The sequence below is a fragment of the Pseudomonas sp. 67(2021) genome, from assembly GCF_017491835.1.
Lineage (GTDB): Bacteria > Pseudomonadota > Gammaproteobacteria > Pseudomonadales > Pseudomonadaceae > Aquipseudomonas > Aquipseudomonas atacamensis.
Window position 1 is genome coordinate 24760 of the sequence record NZ_JAFGYL010000004.1, and the last position, 17793, is coordinate 42552.

10 protein-coding genes and 2 tRNA genes are annotated in these 17793 nt (G+C 59.5%); 4 read left to right on the plus strand and 8 right to left on the minus strand.

The features are described 5' to 3' along the window. Positions 1–42: 42 nt before the first annotated feature. Positions 43–2346, minus strand: a complete 2304-nt coding sequence (locus J5M66_RS07285) for a YgiQ family radical SAM protein (protein ID WP_016771932.1) — start codon at positions 2344–2346, stop codon at positions 43–45. 226 nt (positions 2347–2572) lie between these two features. On the opposite strand from J5M66_RS07285, the gene J5M66_RS07290 reads away from it, so the two are divergent. After that, positions 2573–5212 (plus strand): hypothetical protein, encoded by a 2640-nt coding sequence (locus J5M66_RS07290; protein ID WP_123443939.1) that lies wholly within the window; start codon positions 2573–2575, stop codon positions 5210–5212. 191 nt (positions 5213–5403) lie between these two features. Then, positions 5404–9918 (plus strand): NEL-type E3 ubiquitin ligase domain-containing protein, encoded by a 4515-nt coding sequence (locus J5M66_RS07295; protein ID WP_243433033.1) that lies wholly within the window; start codon positions 5404–5406, stop codon positions 9916–9918. A gap of 38 nt (positions 9919–9956) precedes the next feature. On the opposite strand, the gene dnaB is transcribed toward J5M66_RS07295, so the two are convergent. The 7 genes from dnaB to rnr all read right to left on the minus strand — a co-directional run bounded on the left by dnaB (position 9957) and on the right by rnr (position 17194). Continuing rightward, entirely contained in the window at positions 9957–11354 is a 1398-nt protein-coding gene (gene dnaB, locus J5M66_RS07300; protein ID WP_016771936.1) for a replicative DNA helicase, read from the minus strand. Between the two features lie 119 nt (positions 11355–11473). Then, positions 11474–11920: a 50S ribosomal protein L9 gene (gene rplI, locus J5M66_RS07305; RefSeq protein ID WP_003221136.1), complete on the minus strand. Its 447-nt coding sequence runs from the start codon at positions 11918–11920 to the stop codon at positions 11474–11476. Between the two features lie 18 nt (positions 11921–11938). Beyond that, positions 11939–12832 (minus strand): hypothetical protein, encoded by an 894-nt coding sequence (locus J5M66_RS07310; RefSeq protein ID WP_016771937.1) that lies wholly within the window; start codon positions 12830–12832, stop codon positions 11939–11941. 36 nt (positions 12833–12868) lie between these two features. Next, complete coding sequence (gene rpsR / locus J5M66_RS07315; protein ID WP_002551829.1) at positions 12869–13099, minus strand: 30S ribosomal protein S18; 231 nt, start codon at positions 13097–13099, stop codon at positions 12869–12871. A gap of 29 nt (positions 13100–13128) precedes the next feature. Beyond that, positions 13129–13551, minus strand: a complete 423-nt coding sequence (gene rpsF, locus J5M66_RS07320) for a 30S ribosomal protein S6 (RefSeq protein ID WP_016771938.1) — start codon at positions 13549–13551, stop codon at positions 13129–13131. Between the two features lie 245 nt (positions 13552–13796). Beyond that, complete coding sequence (gene rlmB, locus J5M66_RS07325) at positions 13797–14567, minus strand: 23S rRNA (guanosine(2251)-2'-O)-methyltransferase RlmB (protein WP_039756866.1); 771 nt, start codon at positions 14565–14567, stop codon at positions 13797–13799. Further along, positions 14564–17194: a ribonuclease R gene (rnr, locus tag J5M66_RS07330; RefSeq protein ID WP_122610363.1), complete on the minus strand. Its 2631-nt coding sequence runs from the start codon at positions 17192–17194 to the stop codon at positions 14564–14566. The genes rlmB and rnr overlap by 4 nt, the downstream gene beginning before the upstream one ends. Before the next feature lie 225 nt (positions 17195–17419). Between rnr and J5M66_RS07335 the strand changes: the two genes are divergently transcribed. Together J5M66_RS07335 and J5M66_RS07340 are read left to right on the plus strand one after the other, a co-directional pair. Continuing rightward, a tRNA-Leu gene (locus tag J5M66_RS07335) sits at positions 17420–17506 on the plus strand. Positions 17507–17686: 180 nt separating this feature from the next. Then, positions 17687–17773, plus strand: a tRNA-Leu gene (locus J5M66_RS07340). Positions 17774–17793 lie beyond the last annotated feature (20 nt).

The following is a 17793-nucleotide window of genomic DNA, read 5'->3' on the forward strand; positions in this document are numbered from 1 at the left end:
CGCCAACCCGAAGGTTGGCGTTCTGTTCAGCTCAAGCAGTGTCTAGCGCGGCACGACCGGCTTGCGTGTCGGCTTCGGCCCTTTGCCTTTCGCCGCATCCTTGCGCTCCTTGGCCGCCTGCTGGTTGCGGGCGAATGCCGCAGCCTTGGCCTGTTCACGCTTGTCCCACGGATTACCGCCATCACTGGCACGCGGCGGCAGACCGGTGTGCTGGGTGAGAATCTTGGTGGTCTTCTCTTTGGCGACCTTGTGGCTGCCGGCCGGCGTCGAGTTCTTGCGACGGGCGCTCTGGTAGCTGTCGGTGGCTGGCTGATGCGCCGGTATCAGTTGATCCTTGCCCGGGCCGATCAGATCGGCGCGGCCCATGCGGATCAGCGCTTCACGCAGCATCGGCCAGCCTTTCGGGTCGTGATAACGCAAGAATGCTTTGTGCAGACGACGCTGATCTTCGCTCTTGACGATGGTCACGCCGTCGCTCTTGTACGTCACCTTGCGCAGCGGGTTCTTGCCCGAGTGGTACATCGCCGTAGCGGTGGCCATCGGCGACGGATAGAACGCCTGCACCTGGTCGGCGCGGAAGCCATTGCCCTTGAGCCACAGAGCGAGGTTCATCATGTCTTCGTCGGTAGTGCCCGGGTGGGCGGCGATGAAGTACGGAATCAGGTACTGCTCCTTGCCCGCTTCCTTGGTGTACTTCTCGAACATGCGCTTGAACTTGTCATAGCTGCCGATGCCCGGTTTCATCATCTGGTTGAGCGGACCTTCCTCGGTGTGTTCCGGGGCGATCTTCAGGTAACCGCCGACGTGGTGGGTCACCAGCTCCTTGACGTACTCCGGCGACTCGACGGCGAGGTCGTAGCGCAGGCCGGAAGCGATCAGAATCTTCTTCACACCCGGCAGGGCACGGGCGCTGCGATACAGCTGGATCAGCGACGAGTGGTCGGTGTTGAGGTTCGGGCAGATACCGGGGAACACGCACGACGGCTTGCGGCACGCGGATTCGATTTCCGGGCTCTTGCAGGCGATGCGGTACATATTCGCAGTCGGACCGCCGAGGTCGGAAATGACCCCGGTGAAGCCCGGCACCTTGTCGCGGATCTCTTCGATTTCGCGAATGATCGACTCTTCGGAACGGTTCTGGATGATGCGGCCTTCGTGCTCGGTGATCGAGCAGAAGGTGCAGCCACCAAAGCAGCCACGCATGATGTTCACCGAGAAACGGATCATGTCGTACGCCGGGATCTTCTCCTTGCCGTACGCCGGGTGCGGCACACGGGCGTAAGGCATGCCGAACACGTAGTCCATTTCTTCAGTGGTCATCGGAATCGGCGGCGGGTTGAACCAGACATCGAGCTCGCCATGCTTCTGCACCAGCGCACGGGCGTTGCCCGGGTTGGTTTCCAGGTGCAACACGCGGTTGGCGTGGGCGTACAAAACCGGGTCGTTTCGCACCTTCTCCATCGACGGCAGGCGGATCACGGTCTTGTCGCGGGTCATGCGCGGGCTGGCCAGGATCTGCACGACCTTGGCTTCCTGCGGATCTTCGACCGGGCCTTTTTCCTGCTCGATGGCGCAGGCCTGGGTGTCCTGGGTATTCACGTACGGGTTGATGATCTTGTCGACCTTGCCCGGACGGTCGATGCGCGTGGAGTCGACTTCGTACCAGCCCTGTGGCGTATCGCGACGGATGAACGCGGTGCCGCGCACATCGGTGATGTCTTCGATCTTGTGGCCCCACGACAGGCGCTGGGCAACTTCGACAATCGCGCGCTCGGCGTTGCCGTACAGCAGAATGTCGGCGCTGGCGTCGATCAGGATCGAGTTGCGCACGCGATCCTGCCAATAGTCGTAGTGGGCGATGCGGCGCAGCGAGGCTTCGATGCCGCCGAGCACGATCGGCACGTGCTTGTAGGCTTCCTTGCAGCGCTGGCTGTAAACCAGGCTGGCGCGATCCGGACGCTTGCCGGCCATGCCGCCGGGGGTGTACGCGTCATCGGAACGGATTTTCTTGTCCGCAGTGTAGCGGTTGATCATCGAGTCCATGTTGCCCGCCGCGACGCCGAAGAACAGGTTCGGCTCGCCGAGCTTCATGAAGTCGTCTTTGGACTGCCAGTTCGGCTGCGCGATGATCCCGACGCGGAAGCCTTGCGACTCCAGCAGCCGGCCGATGATCGCCATGCCGAACGACGGATGATCGACGTAGGCATCACCGGTAACAATGATGATGTCGCACGAATCCCAGCCGAGCTGATCCATCTCCTCCCTGCTCATCGGCAGGAATGGCGCTGGCCCGAAACATTCGGCCCAATATTTTGGATAGTCAAATAACGGCTTGGCTGCTTGCATGTCGACGACCGGTGTTGAAGTGAAAAATCGCGGGCGCGGAATATAGCACAAATTTTGACCAATTCCGACGACGGTGGTCGGTTTCTCTGTGCGCTGTTCTCGCGCCGCCAACCCGCCACACATTACGCGTTTTTGTTGAACGCACGACGCACGAAACGGCAAGGAAGCCGCCCGCCCGTCGCACTCCCAAGAGCAGCGGGGCATTAAATGTAAAGGAAGACAGGCAATGGCACCCAAACCGCCAACCAGAGGCATCACGACCGTCTCGGTTCATAATCCGCGACCCGATTATTCGATAACCCGGCCTGGTTTCACGGCGCTTTTCGATGGCGGACCGGGGCACAGAATTCCCACACGCCCGACTCCGACAACGGTATCGACATCGATCGATCACGGACTCAACCGCATTACCTCCGTGCCTGCGCGGGCAACGGTCAGCACGACAGCGGCCGCCGAATCGGCTGCAGTTGTGCATCAGCGGCCCTTGGGAGATTACTGGATCACTTCGCTAGTCGTGTTGCCGTCAGCCAATGCCGAAGGCATTTCGACGCTTAAGGGACGTCAGTATGTCCAAGTGCCTGAGGGTGGCACCGTGCAGGTCGGTCTGGACCCCGCCAGCGGTCTTTACCGGGCGAAATTGCCCAGCGAATTGCACCCGTCCGGTCCGCTGTTGCAGTTCGATGCCGAGAGCCGTCTCTGGCAACCCGTCGATACTTGGGCGCCATCGACCTACCCGCTATCCCAGAGCCGGCTCGAGGCGTTTCGCACCGATCTGGATTTCAGCACGACCGAGCCGGGCGGCGATGGCCTGTTGCGCTTCAACGGCAAACTCTATGTGCAGATCGAGAATCAGGCCTATCAGGTCTTGCATGATCTTGATGCATCAGCGCCGCAGAGGGCGGTCATGCGCATCGTTCGCCCCGACGATCCCATCGCCAGCGATGCCACTAATGTTTACGTCGCATCCCGTCCAGGCAGGTCGGAACCGATCATTTTCGACGCTCGCTACGGCTGGCGAGGGACCAGTGTAACGGGGGCAGCCGGGATGCAGAGAGGGACAGGAGTGGCGCCCTCAGAGCTATGGCAGCGGGTGGAAGTCGGAATCAGACTTGGCCACTTCAACAAGCGAATCGAGCAGGACACCGCTAAAAGTGAACACCTGAAGGAGGTGTGGCGCAGCATCAGGGAAGCGGGGGGCGAGCGCTCAGATGCAGTCAAGCGCGAAACGATGGCGCTGCTTGATCGTGAATTACACAGCCACCAGGCGCTGAGGTCCCTTGCAAAAGCAATAAAATTCCATAAGCAGCAAAAACCCGCGGTCCGGCACTTCATAAAGAAGGAAGACTACGACAAAAAAATGATTGCGATGCACAAGATCCAAATGAGCTTCTACGATCAATTGGTCGAATGCGGCTTGACCCGCCATGCGCTGGGAGGGCCATTGATCGACATCGACAGGCTCCCACGAACAGTCAACGTCCTGGGGAAAATTCTCGGCCATATGCGAGAGCGCCAGCACATTGCCGACAATCTGGTGAACACATGGCGGGTCGCGCCGGACGAATTCAGTGCATACGCTCTGACACCAATGGACACTCACGACGTCGTGGCTTCGTGGGTATTGGCCAAAAGCCTGATGCTGGACGACCATCAATCAGACGGAAACTACCCTCAGGCCTCCGAACTGGCGACCAGATTTGGTCAGGTAACTTTCGTGTATGGAGCGCTGGGTAAAATTCCGGAGACTTCGCACCCTGCGATATTGCGTGATCTGCTCCAGGAATGCACAGCCCTTCGCTACTGGTACGAGCGCCTTGATCTGACACCCGATGAGCAGCACGCAACGTCACGCACGGCTATCACCGCCGAGCTGAAAATATTCGAAGAGACGCTGACTCATCGCCTGTTCCAATATCAACGCCAGCCTGATCTCCCGGCGCTGCCGATCAACGATCAGGCCATTGATTTCGAGTATGTTCCGGAGCAGGACAGATCCGGTTTCCAACCGCCACCCAAGCGCATTTTCAAGGCAAAGAAACACGGTATTTACAAGATCCATGTCGGCGAGTCCCGACGTACCGCGCACAACGAAGAAGTCATCGATGTACGCAGTCTGCACGACCCGCAACAGCCAGTGCAGACCTATGAACAAAGAGCTGGTGAGTGGCACCCCGTCCGCGCAACGCAGGACACAACCCTGCCCGACCTGACTCTCAGAGCCAATCAGCACCTTGAGCAAACCGACGCACATGTGCGCGAAGCCCGGCGCGAAGAGTCGCGCAAAAACCATCCGGACAACATTGTCGAGATGCTTGAGCGCAAGGCCGGGGCAATGGATGAGATCGCACTCCAGCTTCGGCGACAGGAGCCCACCGATGGCGAAACAGATGCGCTGATCCAACGCCTGCAGGACACCAGTGAACGCCTGCGCAGCGAGGGCGAAAACATTCGTGTCCGGATCTACAAGGACAAACATTTTCTGAGCCCCGACCGATTGTTGTATCTGATCGACAAGGGCGAAGTGCGTGCGCAGAAAATCGAGACCCGGTTAAAACGCGGCAAGGGGCAGAATCGAGACTTTATCGACGTCTATCTACTGACGGATGCGCACACCTACGACCCCCTCTGGCACGCGCACTTTCATTACGCGAAACCGGATACGCCCGATCTCAACTTCAATGTTTCCGGCGGGCACCTGAAAACCCTTGAGCAAAGCCGCATGGGTGTGCGTTCGCAGCGCCGGGAAGAACTGGCGCAGCGGCCACACAAACCTATCTGGCGCGCCGCCCTCGATGGCCACGCAGCGCAGAAAATTTTCGACCTCGCCGCCACCTCTTTCCATCCCGAGACACATCATCAGGCATGACGCCGAACCGGCCGGCAGCGTCCGTTGCGGACGCGACCGCTCATTCACTACAAGGAACGTAAGACATGCGCAGCAAAACGCCGCACCCAGTTACTCCCCCCGGTAATTTTCATCTTCGACCGGATACATCCGCCGATGCCATCCCGCAGCGTCCCCTCCTCACGCCGCGCCCCAGTCTTGACCCAACCGCGTTGAGCGGCCCGCCAATCCGCGCGAACCGGCGCACGGACAGCAACGATCCTGATGCGATCATCCCGGCGCCGAATGTCACAGTGCATCCGGCTGCATCAGCGCTGGAAACCATGGTCAACACAGGCCACCTCGTCGAGCATTACCGCCTCGCTGTTGCAACCGGCTTGCCTGACGCCGACGCCGAAGGCCTGAGGACATTCAAGGGTCGTCACTACGTGGAAATGGCCGACGGCGGTTTCGTGCAGGTGAGCAAGGATTCGCCGAGCGGCCTCTGGCGCGCCGGGCTGGCGAGCGAATCGAAGCCCTCCGGACCGCTGATGCTGTACGATCCGGAGAGTGGCAGGTGGCATGCGCTGGAGTTCTCGCCGCCGAGCACCTTCGCTTTATCGGTGACACGCCTGCAAGCGTTTCGCACGCCGTTCGACTTCAGTCATAGCTCACGCGACAGCGATGGGCTGTACCGCCATGACGGCAAACTCTACGCAGTGATCGACAATCACAGCTATCAGGTCCTGCACGATCACGATGCTTCGACGCCTCTGACCGAGGTGATGCGCATCGTCCGCCCTGAAGATCCTGTCGCCGCTGACGTCGATAACATCTACAGCGCTACGCGCCCGGGCAGATCAGAGCCTGTCTTGTTCGATGCCGATCAGGGCTGGCAGGGCATCGTGGTCGGCGGGGCCGGCGGGATGCAGCGCGGCAGTGCCGACCAACCTGCCTCACCGGGGCTGCGCGAGCGGCTCAATGCCGCGGTCAATCGACTACGAACGCCCCAGTCGCGACTGCGAAAACTCTACCCATCTCTGGACAGCGAGCAAATCCGCACGCTGCTGCGCACCCAGGGTGACGATGTACCAAGCTTTTTGACGCGCCTCGATAATGAATACAAGACCCTGAAGCTGGAGCTGGCGACCTGGTTGAAAACCAGTGAGCTGGCCGGCGGGGCGGCCCATCCCTCGGTGGAGCGCGCCGCGCAAGAGATCAAGCGCTGCTGGAAACGTCAGACAGGTACAACGTTGCAACTGGATCTTGGCGACGCAGGCATTGTTCCGCTGTCCGCAGATTTCAGCCATGTCCGCACGCTGCACTTGCAGGCGGTCGCCTGGTCGGAGGGGGGCGAAAACTTCCTCAAGGGGTTCACTGCCCTGGAGCGTCTGAAAATCAACGCCTCGACGCTCGCCAGGCCGCCGGCGGACCTTGCGCAAATGCCAGCCCTCAAGGAGTTGGACCTGCGAGCGAACCACATTGAACTGAGCGACCAGACCGCCAGCGAGCTGGCTTCGCTCAGCCAACTGGAAAAACTCGACCTGTCGGACAACCCGCTGGGCAAGGCCCCGGATTTCAGCGGCATGCTTGAGCTCAAGTCCGTGGGTCTGCGCAATGCACAACTGGATGACTGGCCAACCGGATTGCAGCATCAGTTGGCGATGGAGTCGCTCGATCTGCGCAATAACCGATTGCGTGAAATTCCGCAGACAGTCATCAGCCCGGCGAGTGATCAATTGCTCGCCATAGCCAACATCAACCGCATCACCCTGATCGAAGGCAACCCCTTTGCCAGCGGCTATTGGCGGCGGCTGGAAGTCTACTGGCAGCGGGTTACGGCGGAATATCCGGCACTGATCACCAGCGCACGCACAGGTGCATTCCGGATTGATGGCGACATCCCTGAAGTCGCCATGCTGCTGCAGATGTATCCGGACAAAACGCCACAAACCGCCCGGGAATACCTGATTGGCCTGGGGGACAGTGCAGAAGCCACGATCAGCCAGCGTTTCGCAGAGTTCAAGGCGCTCGATGCGCAACTGCTGGCCTACGTCGCCGACAGCCAGCCGGGAACATCCAGCGTGGCCGGCCGGGAAAAGGCTCGGGCAGAACACATTGCCCGGATCATCAAGGACTGCTGGCTCCAGCAATCGCCGCACCTTGCGCTGCCACCACTGAAAGGACAGCTACCACCACTGACTGCCGACTTCAGTCGGTTGACGTTGCTCACTCTTGATAGCGTAGTCTGGTCCGACACTGCCGACACGTTCCTGTCGCGGTTGCCGAATCTGGAGAATTTGACGATCAGCCATTGCGGTCTGGAAAAATTGCCCGCAGACATCAGCGCGATGAGCCGGCTCACCCACCTGAATCTGACCTCAAACCAGATAAAACTCGATGAGAACAGCGCTGGTGCATTGAGTGCATTGCACCAGTTGGTCAGCATCGACCTGTCGAACAACCCACTCCAGATGCTGCCCGATTTCAGTGCGATGTCCGGGCTGCAGACACTGGGCCTGAAGAACACCGGCATCAGCGAGTGGCCCACCGGCTTGGCTGACAAGATCACCTTGACCGGCCTCGACCTCAGCAACAATAAACTGCGCGAAGTCCCCGACGCACACATCAACCCGCCAGCCGATCAATTGGCTGTGGTCGCGCGGATCAACAACCACACGCTGCTTGAAGGCAATGACTTCCCTTCGCCTTACTGGAGGAAGTTCGATCGCTACTGGCGAAAACTCAACGAACTGCATCCGCAGTTGATGACTCCGGCCCACCCCGCTGTATTCGACAGTGAGAACTCGCGCGCGCAGCGCTACCGAAAACTGTTTCCGAGCAAAAGCATCAAGGAATGCCGGGAGTTTATCTGGAACCATGACAAGGCCACTGTCGCGACCAGGCTGTTGGAGCTCGATCAGGATTTCGCCGTGTTGAAAAACCAGCTGGATAACTGGGTTTTTTCAGGAGGCAGCAATCCTCTGCGCTATATCCGCGTCAATCAGTTGCAGATCAACACCCAAACCCGCAATGAGCGCATCGAGGCACGGGATCGGATCATCAGTTGCTGGCGACGTGAAACGCCGCAGAAACACGCCTTCGACGGCACGCCGATAGGTCTGGAACTGGATTTGAGCGGCCTCACGTTGCCGACCCTGCCGGATCTGAACACCGACTTCAGCCATGTCGGCTCGCTCAAACTCAACAACATGAATCTCACCGAATCCCCGGAAGGTTTTCTGACCCGCTTCCGCCATTTGCGCTGGCTGAACATGGCCAACAATCGTCTCAGGGATCTCCCGCCGGCCATCGGCGAAATGCACGGAATGACCCGTCTGTTCCTGCAGGGGAATCAACTCGAACTCACCGCCGAGACAGCGCAGATACTGGCCGGAAGAACGACCTTGAGGGCCTTGTGGATACACGACAACCCGCACTTGAACGTGAGCCCGGATTTCAGCGCGATCACTGATATCCGCGAAATCGACATGTCGAACACCGGCATCGGAAGCTGGCCAGCCGGACTGTTCGATCAGCCCCTGTTGGGCAGGATACTTCTGAACAACAACCGGATCACGAACCTGCCCAGCTTTGTCGTCGCACCGGCAGCGGATCGCCTGAGGCATTCGATTCAGGTCAACAGCGGCACTCAGATAAGCGATAACCCCCTGAACGAATACACTCGAGAACGCCTGGCCGGCTACAGTGAGCGGCTGCGCCACTCCGCAACATCGCTTTACAATCCTCTGAACCTGCTGACCACTTCTGCCCCGGCAGCCCGCCCACAGCCGGCGCTAATGAACGCTGCGTCGGCCTATCCGCAGTTGACCATCGGTATGGCGGCAACCGAGGCGACGAAACGCACCGCGCAGCTGGACAGACTGAAAGCACAGGACGGCTCGGATGGCTTTTTCAACATCATTTCCAGACTCGGCCACCACGCCGATTTCCGTCGGCAGGTCTGGGACGTGGTCGATGCCATCAGCGAGAACAACGTGCAATCACGCGCTCTGCGCAGAGATGTTTTCGATCGCGCCTGCGAAGCCGGCTGCACTGACCTTGCCGCCGCCACGTTTACTGACCTGCAAGTGCTGACCATGACGCATACGGCCAGAGTGCAGGCAAGGCAAGACGGGGATGGCACTCGCCTGGTGGACCTGTCCAGAAGTCTGTTCAGGCTAAGGCAGGTCGATGAACTGGCCGCAGCAGATATCGCTGCGAGCAGGACAATCGCCAACGATCCACAGGCTCCAGCGCGTGAGCGCAATACCCAGCGCCTGCGCCTGAGCGACCCGCATGAAATGACCATGGCCTACCGCTTTGGCCTCAAGGATCGGCTGCAGTTGCCGTTTCAGCCGCAGACGCTGTCCTTTATCGGCATGGCCGGCGTCACACCGCCCATGCTGGAAGTCGCCTACCGTAAAGTCATCGCCTTGAACGGCTCTCCCGAAGAGTTTCAGGCTCTGGTGTCGATGGAATTCTGGCAGGACTTCATCACGCACAAATATCCGTCCCGGTTCGACGCCGCACGTCAGCCTTATCAGCAGAAACAGGCGGCACTGGACGAGCAATTCGCGAAAAAAGTACTGACCCAGGCCGAATACGACGCGCAAACCAATGACGTCACTGCACAGTTGGCCATTAGCGAAGCGACGCTGATCCAGTCACTGACGCGCGAGGAAATTCGCCCCGGTGAGGCAGTTGAAAAGCCTGCCAGCAGCGAGACGGCAGTTTCGGCCGATTGAAGCAGGCCACGACAGCAGCCGGATGATCCGGCCTGCTGTCATTCGTCGTCGTCGAAGTTGTAACTGCCCGGTGCGAGGTTTTCGAAGCGCGTGTATTTACCGATGAACGCCAGCCGAATGAAACCGATCGGGCCGTTACGCTGCTTGCCGATGATGATTTCGGCGATGCCCTTGTGCTCGGTTTCCGGGTGATACACCTCGTCGCGGTAAACGAACATGATTACGTCGGCGTCCTGCTCGATCGCTCCGGATTCCCGCAAGTCGGAGTTCACCGGGCGTTTGTTCGGGCGCTGTTCGAGGGAACGGTTGAGCTGCGACAGCGCCACTACCGGACAGTTGAATTCCTTGGCCAGGGCTTTCAGGGATCGCGAGATCTCGGAAATCTCGTTGGTGCGGTTGTCACCGCTGGACCCGGGAATCTGCATCAGTTGCAGGTAGTCGATCATGATCAGGCCGACATCGCCGTGCTCACGTACTAGACGACGAGTGCGCGCGCGCATTTCCGACGGGCTGATGCCGGCGGTGTCATCGATGAACAGTTTGCGGTCGTTGAGCAGATTGACCGCCGACGTCAGGCGCGGCCAGTCGTCGTCTTCGAGTTGGCCGGAACGCACTTTGGTCTGATCGATTCGGCCGAGCGAAGACAGCATACGCATGATCAGCGATTCGCCTGGCATCTCGAGGGAGTAAACCAGGACAGCCTTCTCGCTGCGCAACACGGCGTTTTCCACTAGGTTCATCGCGAAGGTGGTTTTACCCATCGACGGACGGCCGGCAACAATGATCAGGTCGGACGGCTGCAAGCCGCTGGTCTTCTCATCGAGGTCGGTGTAACCCGTAGACAGACCGGTGATCGCGTCGGCGGTGTTGAACAACGTGTCGATGCGGTCGATGGCCTTGGTCAGCAGCTCATTGACGCCGACCGGGCCACCGGTCTTGGGCCGCGCTTCGGCGATCTGGAAGATCTGCCGTTCGGCTTCGTCGAGGATCTCTTCGGCGGTGCGGCCTTCGGGGTTGAAGGCGCTGTCGGCAATCTCGGTGCTGATGCCGATCAGTTGGCGCAACGTCGCACGCTGGCGGACGATCTGCGCATAGGCCTTGATGTTGGCGACGGACGGGGTGTTTTTCGCCAGTTCGCCAAGATAGCCGAGGCCGCCGACTTGCGACGTCTGGCCTTCCTTGTCCAGTTGTTCGGCAAGGGTCACGACGTCGATCGGCGAGTTCTGATCGGCCAGTTTGGCGATCGCGCGGAAAATCAGGCGGTGGTCATGTCGATAGAAATCGCCGTCGGAGACTTGATCGAGCACGCGTTCCCAGGCGTTGTTGTCCAGCATCAGACCACCGAGTACAGCCTGTTCAGCCTCGATGGAATGCGGCGGCACCTTCAGGGCAGCGGTTTGCAGATCGTATTGCTCGGGAGCGGAGATATCGTTCATGGCCACTTGAGTATTAGTGAAAAGCAGGGAATTCAGAAAGACAAAGGGCACGACCTGTAAACAGGATCGTGCCCGATGTTAACCGCCTGACGGACAAGCCGCCAGCCGATCCGTGTTGCTTAAGCTGCTACCACGACAACGCGTACGGTGGCTTCAACTTCGGCGTGCAGGTGCACGGCCACGTCGAATTCACCCACGTTGCGGATGGTGCCGTTCGGCAGACGAACTTCGCTCTTCTGCACTTCAACGCCGGAGGCGGTCAGTGCGTCAGCGATGTCGTGAGTACCGATCGAACCGAACAGCTTGCCTTCGTCGCCAGCGGTGGCAGTGATGGTCACTTCCAGCTCGGCCAGTTGGGCAGCACGGCTTTCAGCCGATGCCTTACGGTCTGCGGCGGCTTTTTCCAGCTCGGCGCGACGCTCTTCGAACGCAGCCAGGTTGGCAGCGGTCGCAGCGGTAGCCTTGCCGAAAGGCAGCAGGTAGTTACGGCCGTAACCGGCCTTAACGTTTACTTTGTCGCCCAGGTTGCCCAGGTTGGCGATTTTTTCCAGAAGGATCAGTTGCATGTGAAAATCCTCTAACTTTTAACCTTCACCGTTCGCGCTGTCGGTGTCTTTCGACACGTGACGACCGCGAAAATCAATCAGGCTGTCGACAATGGCCAGAACCACGAGCAACGGATAGATCAGCTGCATGAACAACAGCAGCGTGACGTACAACCCCACCAGCCAGAAACCGGCCAATCGCTTCTGCCCGACCAGCCCGTGAATCAGGGCCAGCCCGGCGAACACCAGCGGTACACTGCACAACGGCGTCAACATGGCCATCTGTGCACCGAGATTCGGGCCCAGAAGCATCAACGCCAGCAGTAACATCGCCGGCCCCAGCGGGATGCGGATGGCGCGAAACTCGCGACCGAAACCACCCGGGTTGTACAACAACGCCTGCCAATGCCGCCCGACAATCAGGCTCAGCACGCTGACGATCTGCAACAAGGCCGCAATCAGTCCGGTCAGGACCGGTGCAATCAGGGACGCGAAACGCGCTTGCTCATCGACCGACAATTGCTTGTAGGTCTCACCAAGAAGCGCCGGCATGACCTTTATGAGGGCCTGCGCGAGCATCTCGATCTGGGCCGCAAACGCGACCCCGAGCACCACTGAAAACACCACTCCGATCACTACGCTGACCAGCAGCGTGCGGACCCAGGATTCGCTTGCGCGCAAAACCAACGCAAGCCCCGAAGACCCCAGCAGCACCAGAAGTGCCCGTGGGTCGTCGGCATACAGCCACCAGATCAATGCCGGCAGCAGTCCCAGTGACAGAACGCCAAGGGCGTCCGTCAATCCGCGCCGCAGCAGCACAAGGCTCCCGGCGGCAGCACCCAACCAATACAACAACGGCAATGTTGCACATCCGGCCACCACGAGAGTGGCCTGCATTCGGCCTCGCATGATGAACTCAGCTAAGGCGCGCATGCATTCAATCCTTTGCTACTTGTCGACTGCCCGGTCTCAGCGGCCGTGGCTGTCGGTGTAGGCCAGCAGGGCCAGGAAGCGGGCGCGCTTGATAGCGGTGGCCAGCTGACGCTGATAACGAGCTTTGGTACCGGTGATGCGGCTTGGAACGATTTTGCCGGTCTCGGATACGTAGGCTTTCAGAGTGTTGAGATCTTTGTAATCGATCTCTTTCACGTCTTCAGCGGTGAAGCGGCAGAATTTACGACGACGGAAGAAACGTGCCATTTGATAGGCTCCTTAATAAGGTCCGTGGATTACTCGTCAGCGTTATCGCTGTTGTCGCTGTCATCACTGTCGGTGCCTTCGGCGCCTTCGTGCTCAGGACGGTCGCGACGCTCACGGCGCTCACTGCGGTTTTCTTCAGCCTTGAGCATCTCGGACTGGCCGGTAACGGCTTCGTCGCGACGGATGACCAGGTTACGGATCACTGCATCGTTGTAGCGGAAGTTGTCTTCCAGCTCGGCCAGAGCCTTGCCAGTGCACTCAACGTTCAGCATCACGTAGTGAGCCTTGTGAACATTGTTGATTGCGTAGGCCAGTTGACGACGGCCCCAGTCTTCCAGACGGTGGATTTTGCCGCCGTCTTCTTCGATCAGCTTGGTGTAACGCTCAACCATGCCGCCGACTTGCTCGCTCTGATCCGGGTGGACCAGAAAGATGATTTCGTAATGACGCATGAATGCTCCTTACGGGTTGTAGCCTGCCGCTCAAAAACGGTCAGACAAGGAGTGAATGACACTTATGGACTTGCTGGCGCGGGGCACATGCGTGCCTGCCGTCACAGCAAGGGGCGCAATTGTAGAGAAGGGACTGCGGGGGCGCAAGGCAATTGGTGATTATTTGAACAGCAGCTATGAGCTACAAGCCTCAAGCTGCAAGCGGACCGCTTTTGACTTGAGGCTTGCAGCTTGCAGCTTGCAGCTTATAGCTTGCGCGAAGCGCTGGCCTTGGCCTTCGCACCGCGCTGGCGCTGGGCTTCGAAAAGGCACACGCCGGTGGCGACCGACACGTTGAGGCTGCTGACGCTGCCGGCCATCGGCAGATTCACCAGATAGTCGCAGTGCTCGCGGGTCAGGCGGCGCATGCCTTTGCCTTCGGCGCCCATGATCAGGATGGTCGGGCCGGTGAGGTCCTGGTCATAAATGCTGACCTCGGCTTCACCTGCGGTGCCGACTACCCACAAACCGCGCTGCTGGAGTTTTTCCAACGTGCGCGCCAGGTTTGTCACGGCCACCAGCGGAATCACTTCCGCGGCGCCGCAGGCAACTTTACGCACCACCGGAGTCAGCGTGGCCGACTTGTCCTTCGGCACGATCACTGCCAGCGCACCGGCCGCATCGGCCGAGCGCAGGCAGGCGCCGAGGTTGTGCGGATCGGTCACACCGTCGAGCACCAGCAACAGCGGCGCGCCTTCGGTGCGATCAAGCAACTCGTCGAGCATGGCCTCGCCCCAGACCTGACTCGGGCTGACTTCCGCGACCACGCCCTGGTGCACGCCTTCAACCCAGGCGTCCATTTCGCGACGCTCCGCCTGGCCGACCTGAACACGGTTTTCATTGGCCAGCTCGACCAGCGTCTGCACGCGCGGATCGTTGCGGCTTTCCGCCAGCCAGATCTGCTTGACGCGTTTGGGGTGGTGACGCAGCAACGCTTCTACCGCATGAACGCCGTAGATTTTTTCCAACTGACTCATGACTTCGCCTTCGGTTTACGCGCCCCGCCACTTTTGGCTGGAGCGGAACCCGCTTTTGGCGGGCCCTTACGGTGTTTGCTCGGCTTGGCTGGCTTGCCGTCGGTCGCCCTGTCAGGCGCCGACCGTCCGGTCTTTCCCCCGGACGCCGCTTTACCACCGTTTTTCGCATCGGCCAGCAAGGCCTTCTTCAATTCACGGCTTTTGCGCAGCTCGGCGTTTTTCGCCACGGCGTCGCTCGGGCGATAGGCTTCGGCGACCTTTTCCTTGGCCGGACGACGGCTGGCGGTTTTCGCTGGAGCCTTTTCTTCCGCAGCCTTGGCAGCAGGCGCAGCGGTTTCGGTGCCACGTTTTTTGCGACCAATCGGCGCGCTGATGGTTTTCTCGGCCATCTCGAAGTCGATCTTGCGCTCGTCTAGGTCGACGCGCATGACGCGTACTTCAACGGTGTCGCCAAGACGGAAACTGCGACCGGTGCGCTCGCCCGCCAAGCGGTGGTGCACAGGATCGAAGTGGTAGTAATCGCCCGGCAGCGCGGTGACATGCACCAGGCCTTCGACGTAGATATCGGTCAGCTCGACGAACAGACCAAAACCGGTCACTGCGGTGATCACGCCCGGGAACGACTCGCCCACGCGATCCTTCATGAACTCGCACTTGAGCCAGTTCACCACGTCGCGGGTCGCCTCGTCGGCACGGCGCTCACTCATCGAGCACTGCTCGCCGAGCTGCTCCAGCGCCGCTTCGTCGTACGGATAGATGCGCGCTTTCGGAATGGTCATCGCACCGGCACGACGGACGTGCGGGGTATCCTGTTTCGAATGGATCACACTGCGGATCGCACGGTGCGTCAGTAGGTCCGGGTAGCGACGGATCGGCGAGGTGAAGTGGGTATAGGCTTCGTAATTCAGGCCGAAGTGGCCATCGTTTTCAGCGCTGTACACCGCTTGGCTCAACGAACGCAGCATGACGGTCTGGATCAGGTGGAAATCCGGACGATCCTTGATGCTCGCCAGCAGGGCCTGATAATCCTTCGGCGACGGACCGTCCTTGCCTTTGTGCAGGGACAGGCCGAGCTCACCGAGGAACGCGCGCAGTTTTTCCAGACGCTCTGGCGGCGGACCGGCGTGAACACGATACAGCGCAGGAATTTCGTGCTTCTTGAGGAATTCGGCAGTGGCCACGTTGGCGGCCAGCATGCACTCCTCGATCAGTTTGTGCGCATCGTTACGCACGGTCGGACGAATTTCGGCAATCTTGCGCTCGGAGCCGAAGATGATCCTGGTTTCCTGGGTTTCAAAATCGATCGCGCCACGTACGTGACGGGCGGCCAGCAATACCTTGTACAACGCGTAGAGCTGCTTGAGGTGCGGCACGACGTCGGTGTACTCGCCACGCAATTTGCGCGCTTCGGTAGCCTTCGGCGTTTCCAGCATCGCGCTGACCTTGTTGTAGGTCAGACGGGCGTGGGAATGGATCACCGCCTCATAGAAGCAGTAGTCGGTCATTTCGCCGGACTTGGAGATGGTCATCTCGCAAACCATGGCCAGACGATCAACCTGAGGATTCAGCGAGCACAGGCCGTTGGACAGTTGCTCCGGCAGCATCGGAATCACGCGCTCGGGGAAGTACACCGAGTTGCCGCGAACCTGAGCTTCGTTGTCCAGCGCCGAGCCGATCTTCACGTAGCTGGAAACGTCGGCAATCGCCACGTACAACTTCCAGCCACCGGAGAACAGGCGCAGCTTGCCCGGTTTGGCTTCGCAGTAGACCGCGTCATCGAAGTCGCGGGCATCTTCGCCGTCAATGGTGACGAACGGCAGATGACGCAGGTCGATGCGCTTTTCTTTGTCTTTTTCTTCAACTTCCGGCTTGAGCTTGGCAGCTTCTTTCACAACCGCTTCAGGCCAGACGTGCGGAATGTCGTAAGTGCGCAGGGCAACATCGATTTCCATGCCCGGCGCCATGTAGTTGCCGACCACTTCGACCACATCGCCTTGCGGCTGGAAGCGCGGCGTTGGCCAGTGGGTGATTTTCACTTCGACGAACTGACCGATCTGCGCGTTGGCGTTGCGGCCCGGCGTCACCAGCACTTCCTGCTGGATCTTCGGATTGTCGGCAACCACGAAACCGATGCCGCCTTCTTCGAAGTAGCGACCAACGATGGTTTCGTGAGCGCGGGACACCACCTCGACGATCACGCCTTCACGGCGACCACGACGGTCGAGACCGGAAACCCGGGCCAGCGCACGGTCACCGTCGAACACCAGACGCATTTGCGCCGGGCTCATGAACAGGTCGTCGCTGCCGTCGTCCGGCACCAAGAAGCCGAAACCGTCACGGTGACCGCTGATGCGGCCGAGGATCAGGTCGAGCTTGTCGACCGGCGCGTAAGTGCCACGGCGGGTGTAGATCAGTTGAGCGTCGCGCTCCATGGCGCGCAAGCGGCGGCGCAGGGCCTCGATCTGGTCTTCTGTGGTCAGACCAAACTCTTCGACCAGTTGCTCGCGGGCAGCAGGCGAACCCCGATCGGCGAGGTGCGCCAGGATCAGTTCGCGGCTGGGAATAGGGTTTTCGTATTTTTCCGCTTCACGAGCGGCCTCGGGATCGAGGGACTGCCAATCGGCCATTAGAGAGTTTTCACCTTGTCTATATGCGGGTTAGTTTGGCATAGGCGCCGGGAAACGGGAAATTTCCGCTTCTATAAGGCTGTGCAAGGCCTTGTATCGACGCTCCGACACCGTTTTGAACGCCGCTGGTAAAAAAATTCAGTTTTTTCTGCGGCAGGGGTTTACAGTTAAAAAGACGCTCCGTATAGTGCGCGCCATCGACGACGCACAAGCGCTTTCGATGATGCCCAGGTGGTGAAATTGGTAGACACGCCAGCTTCAGGTGCTGGTGACCTTACGGTCGTGGAAGTTCGAGTCTTCTCCTGGGCACCAATTTCGAGTTTGAGACTAGATCAGTTTCAACACTCACACAAAACCCGCGAAAGTGGGTTTTTTGCATTTGCGGGAAAGCTTTTGCTCACACTGATTTATTAAAACCAAATCAGGGGTTTACAGATCAAAAAGGCCTCCGTATAGTGCGCCACATCAACAGCGGCAACGCTTGCGATGATTGCCCAGATGGTGAAATTGGTAGACACGCCAGCTTCAGGTGCTGGTGACCTTACGGTCGTGGAAGTTCGAGTCTTCTTCTGGGCACCAATTCAAATTCAAGGTTCAGG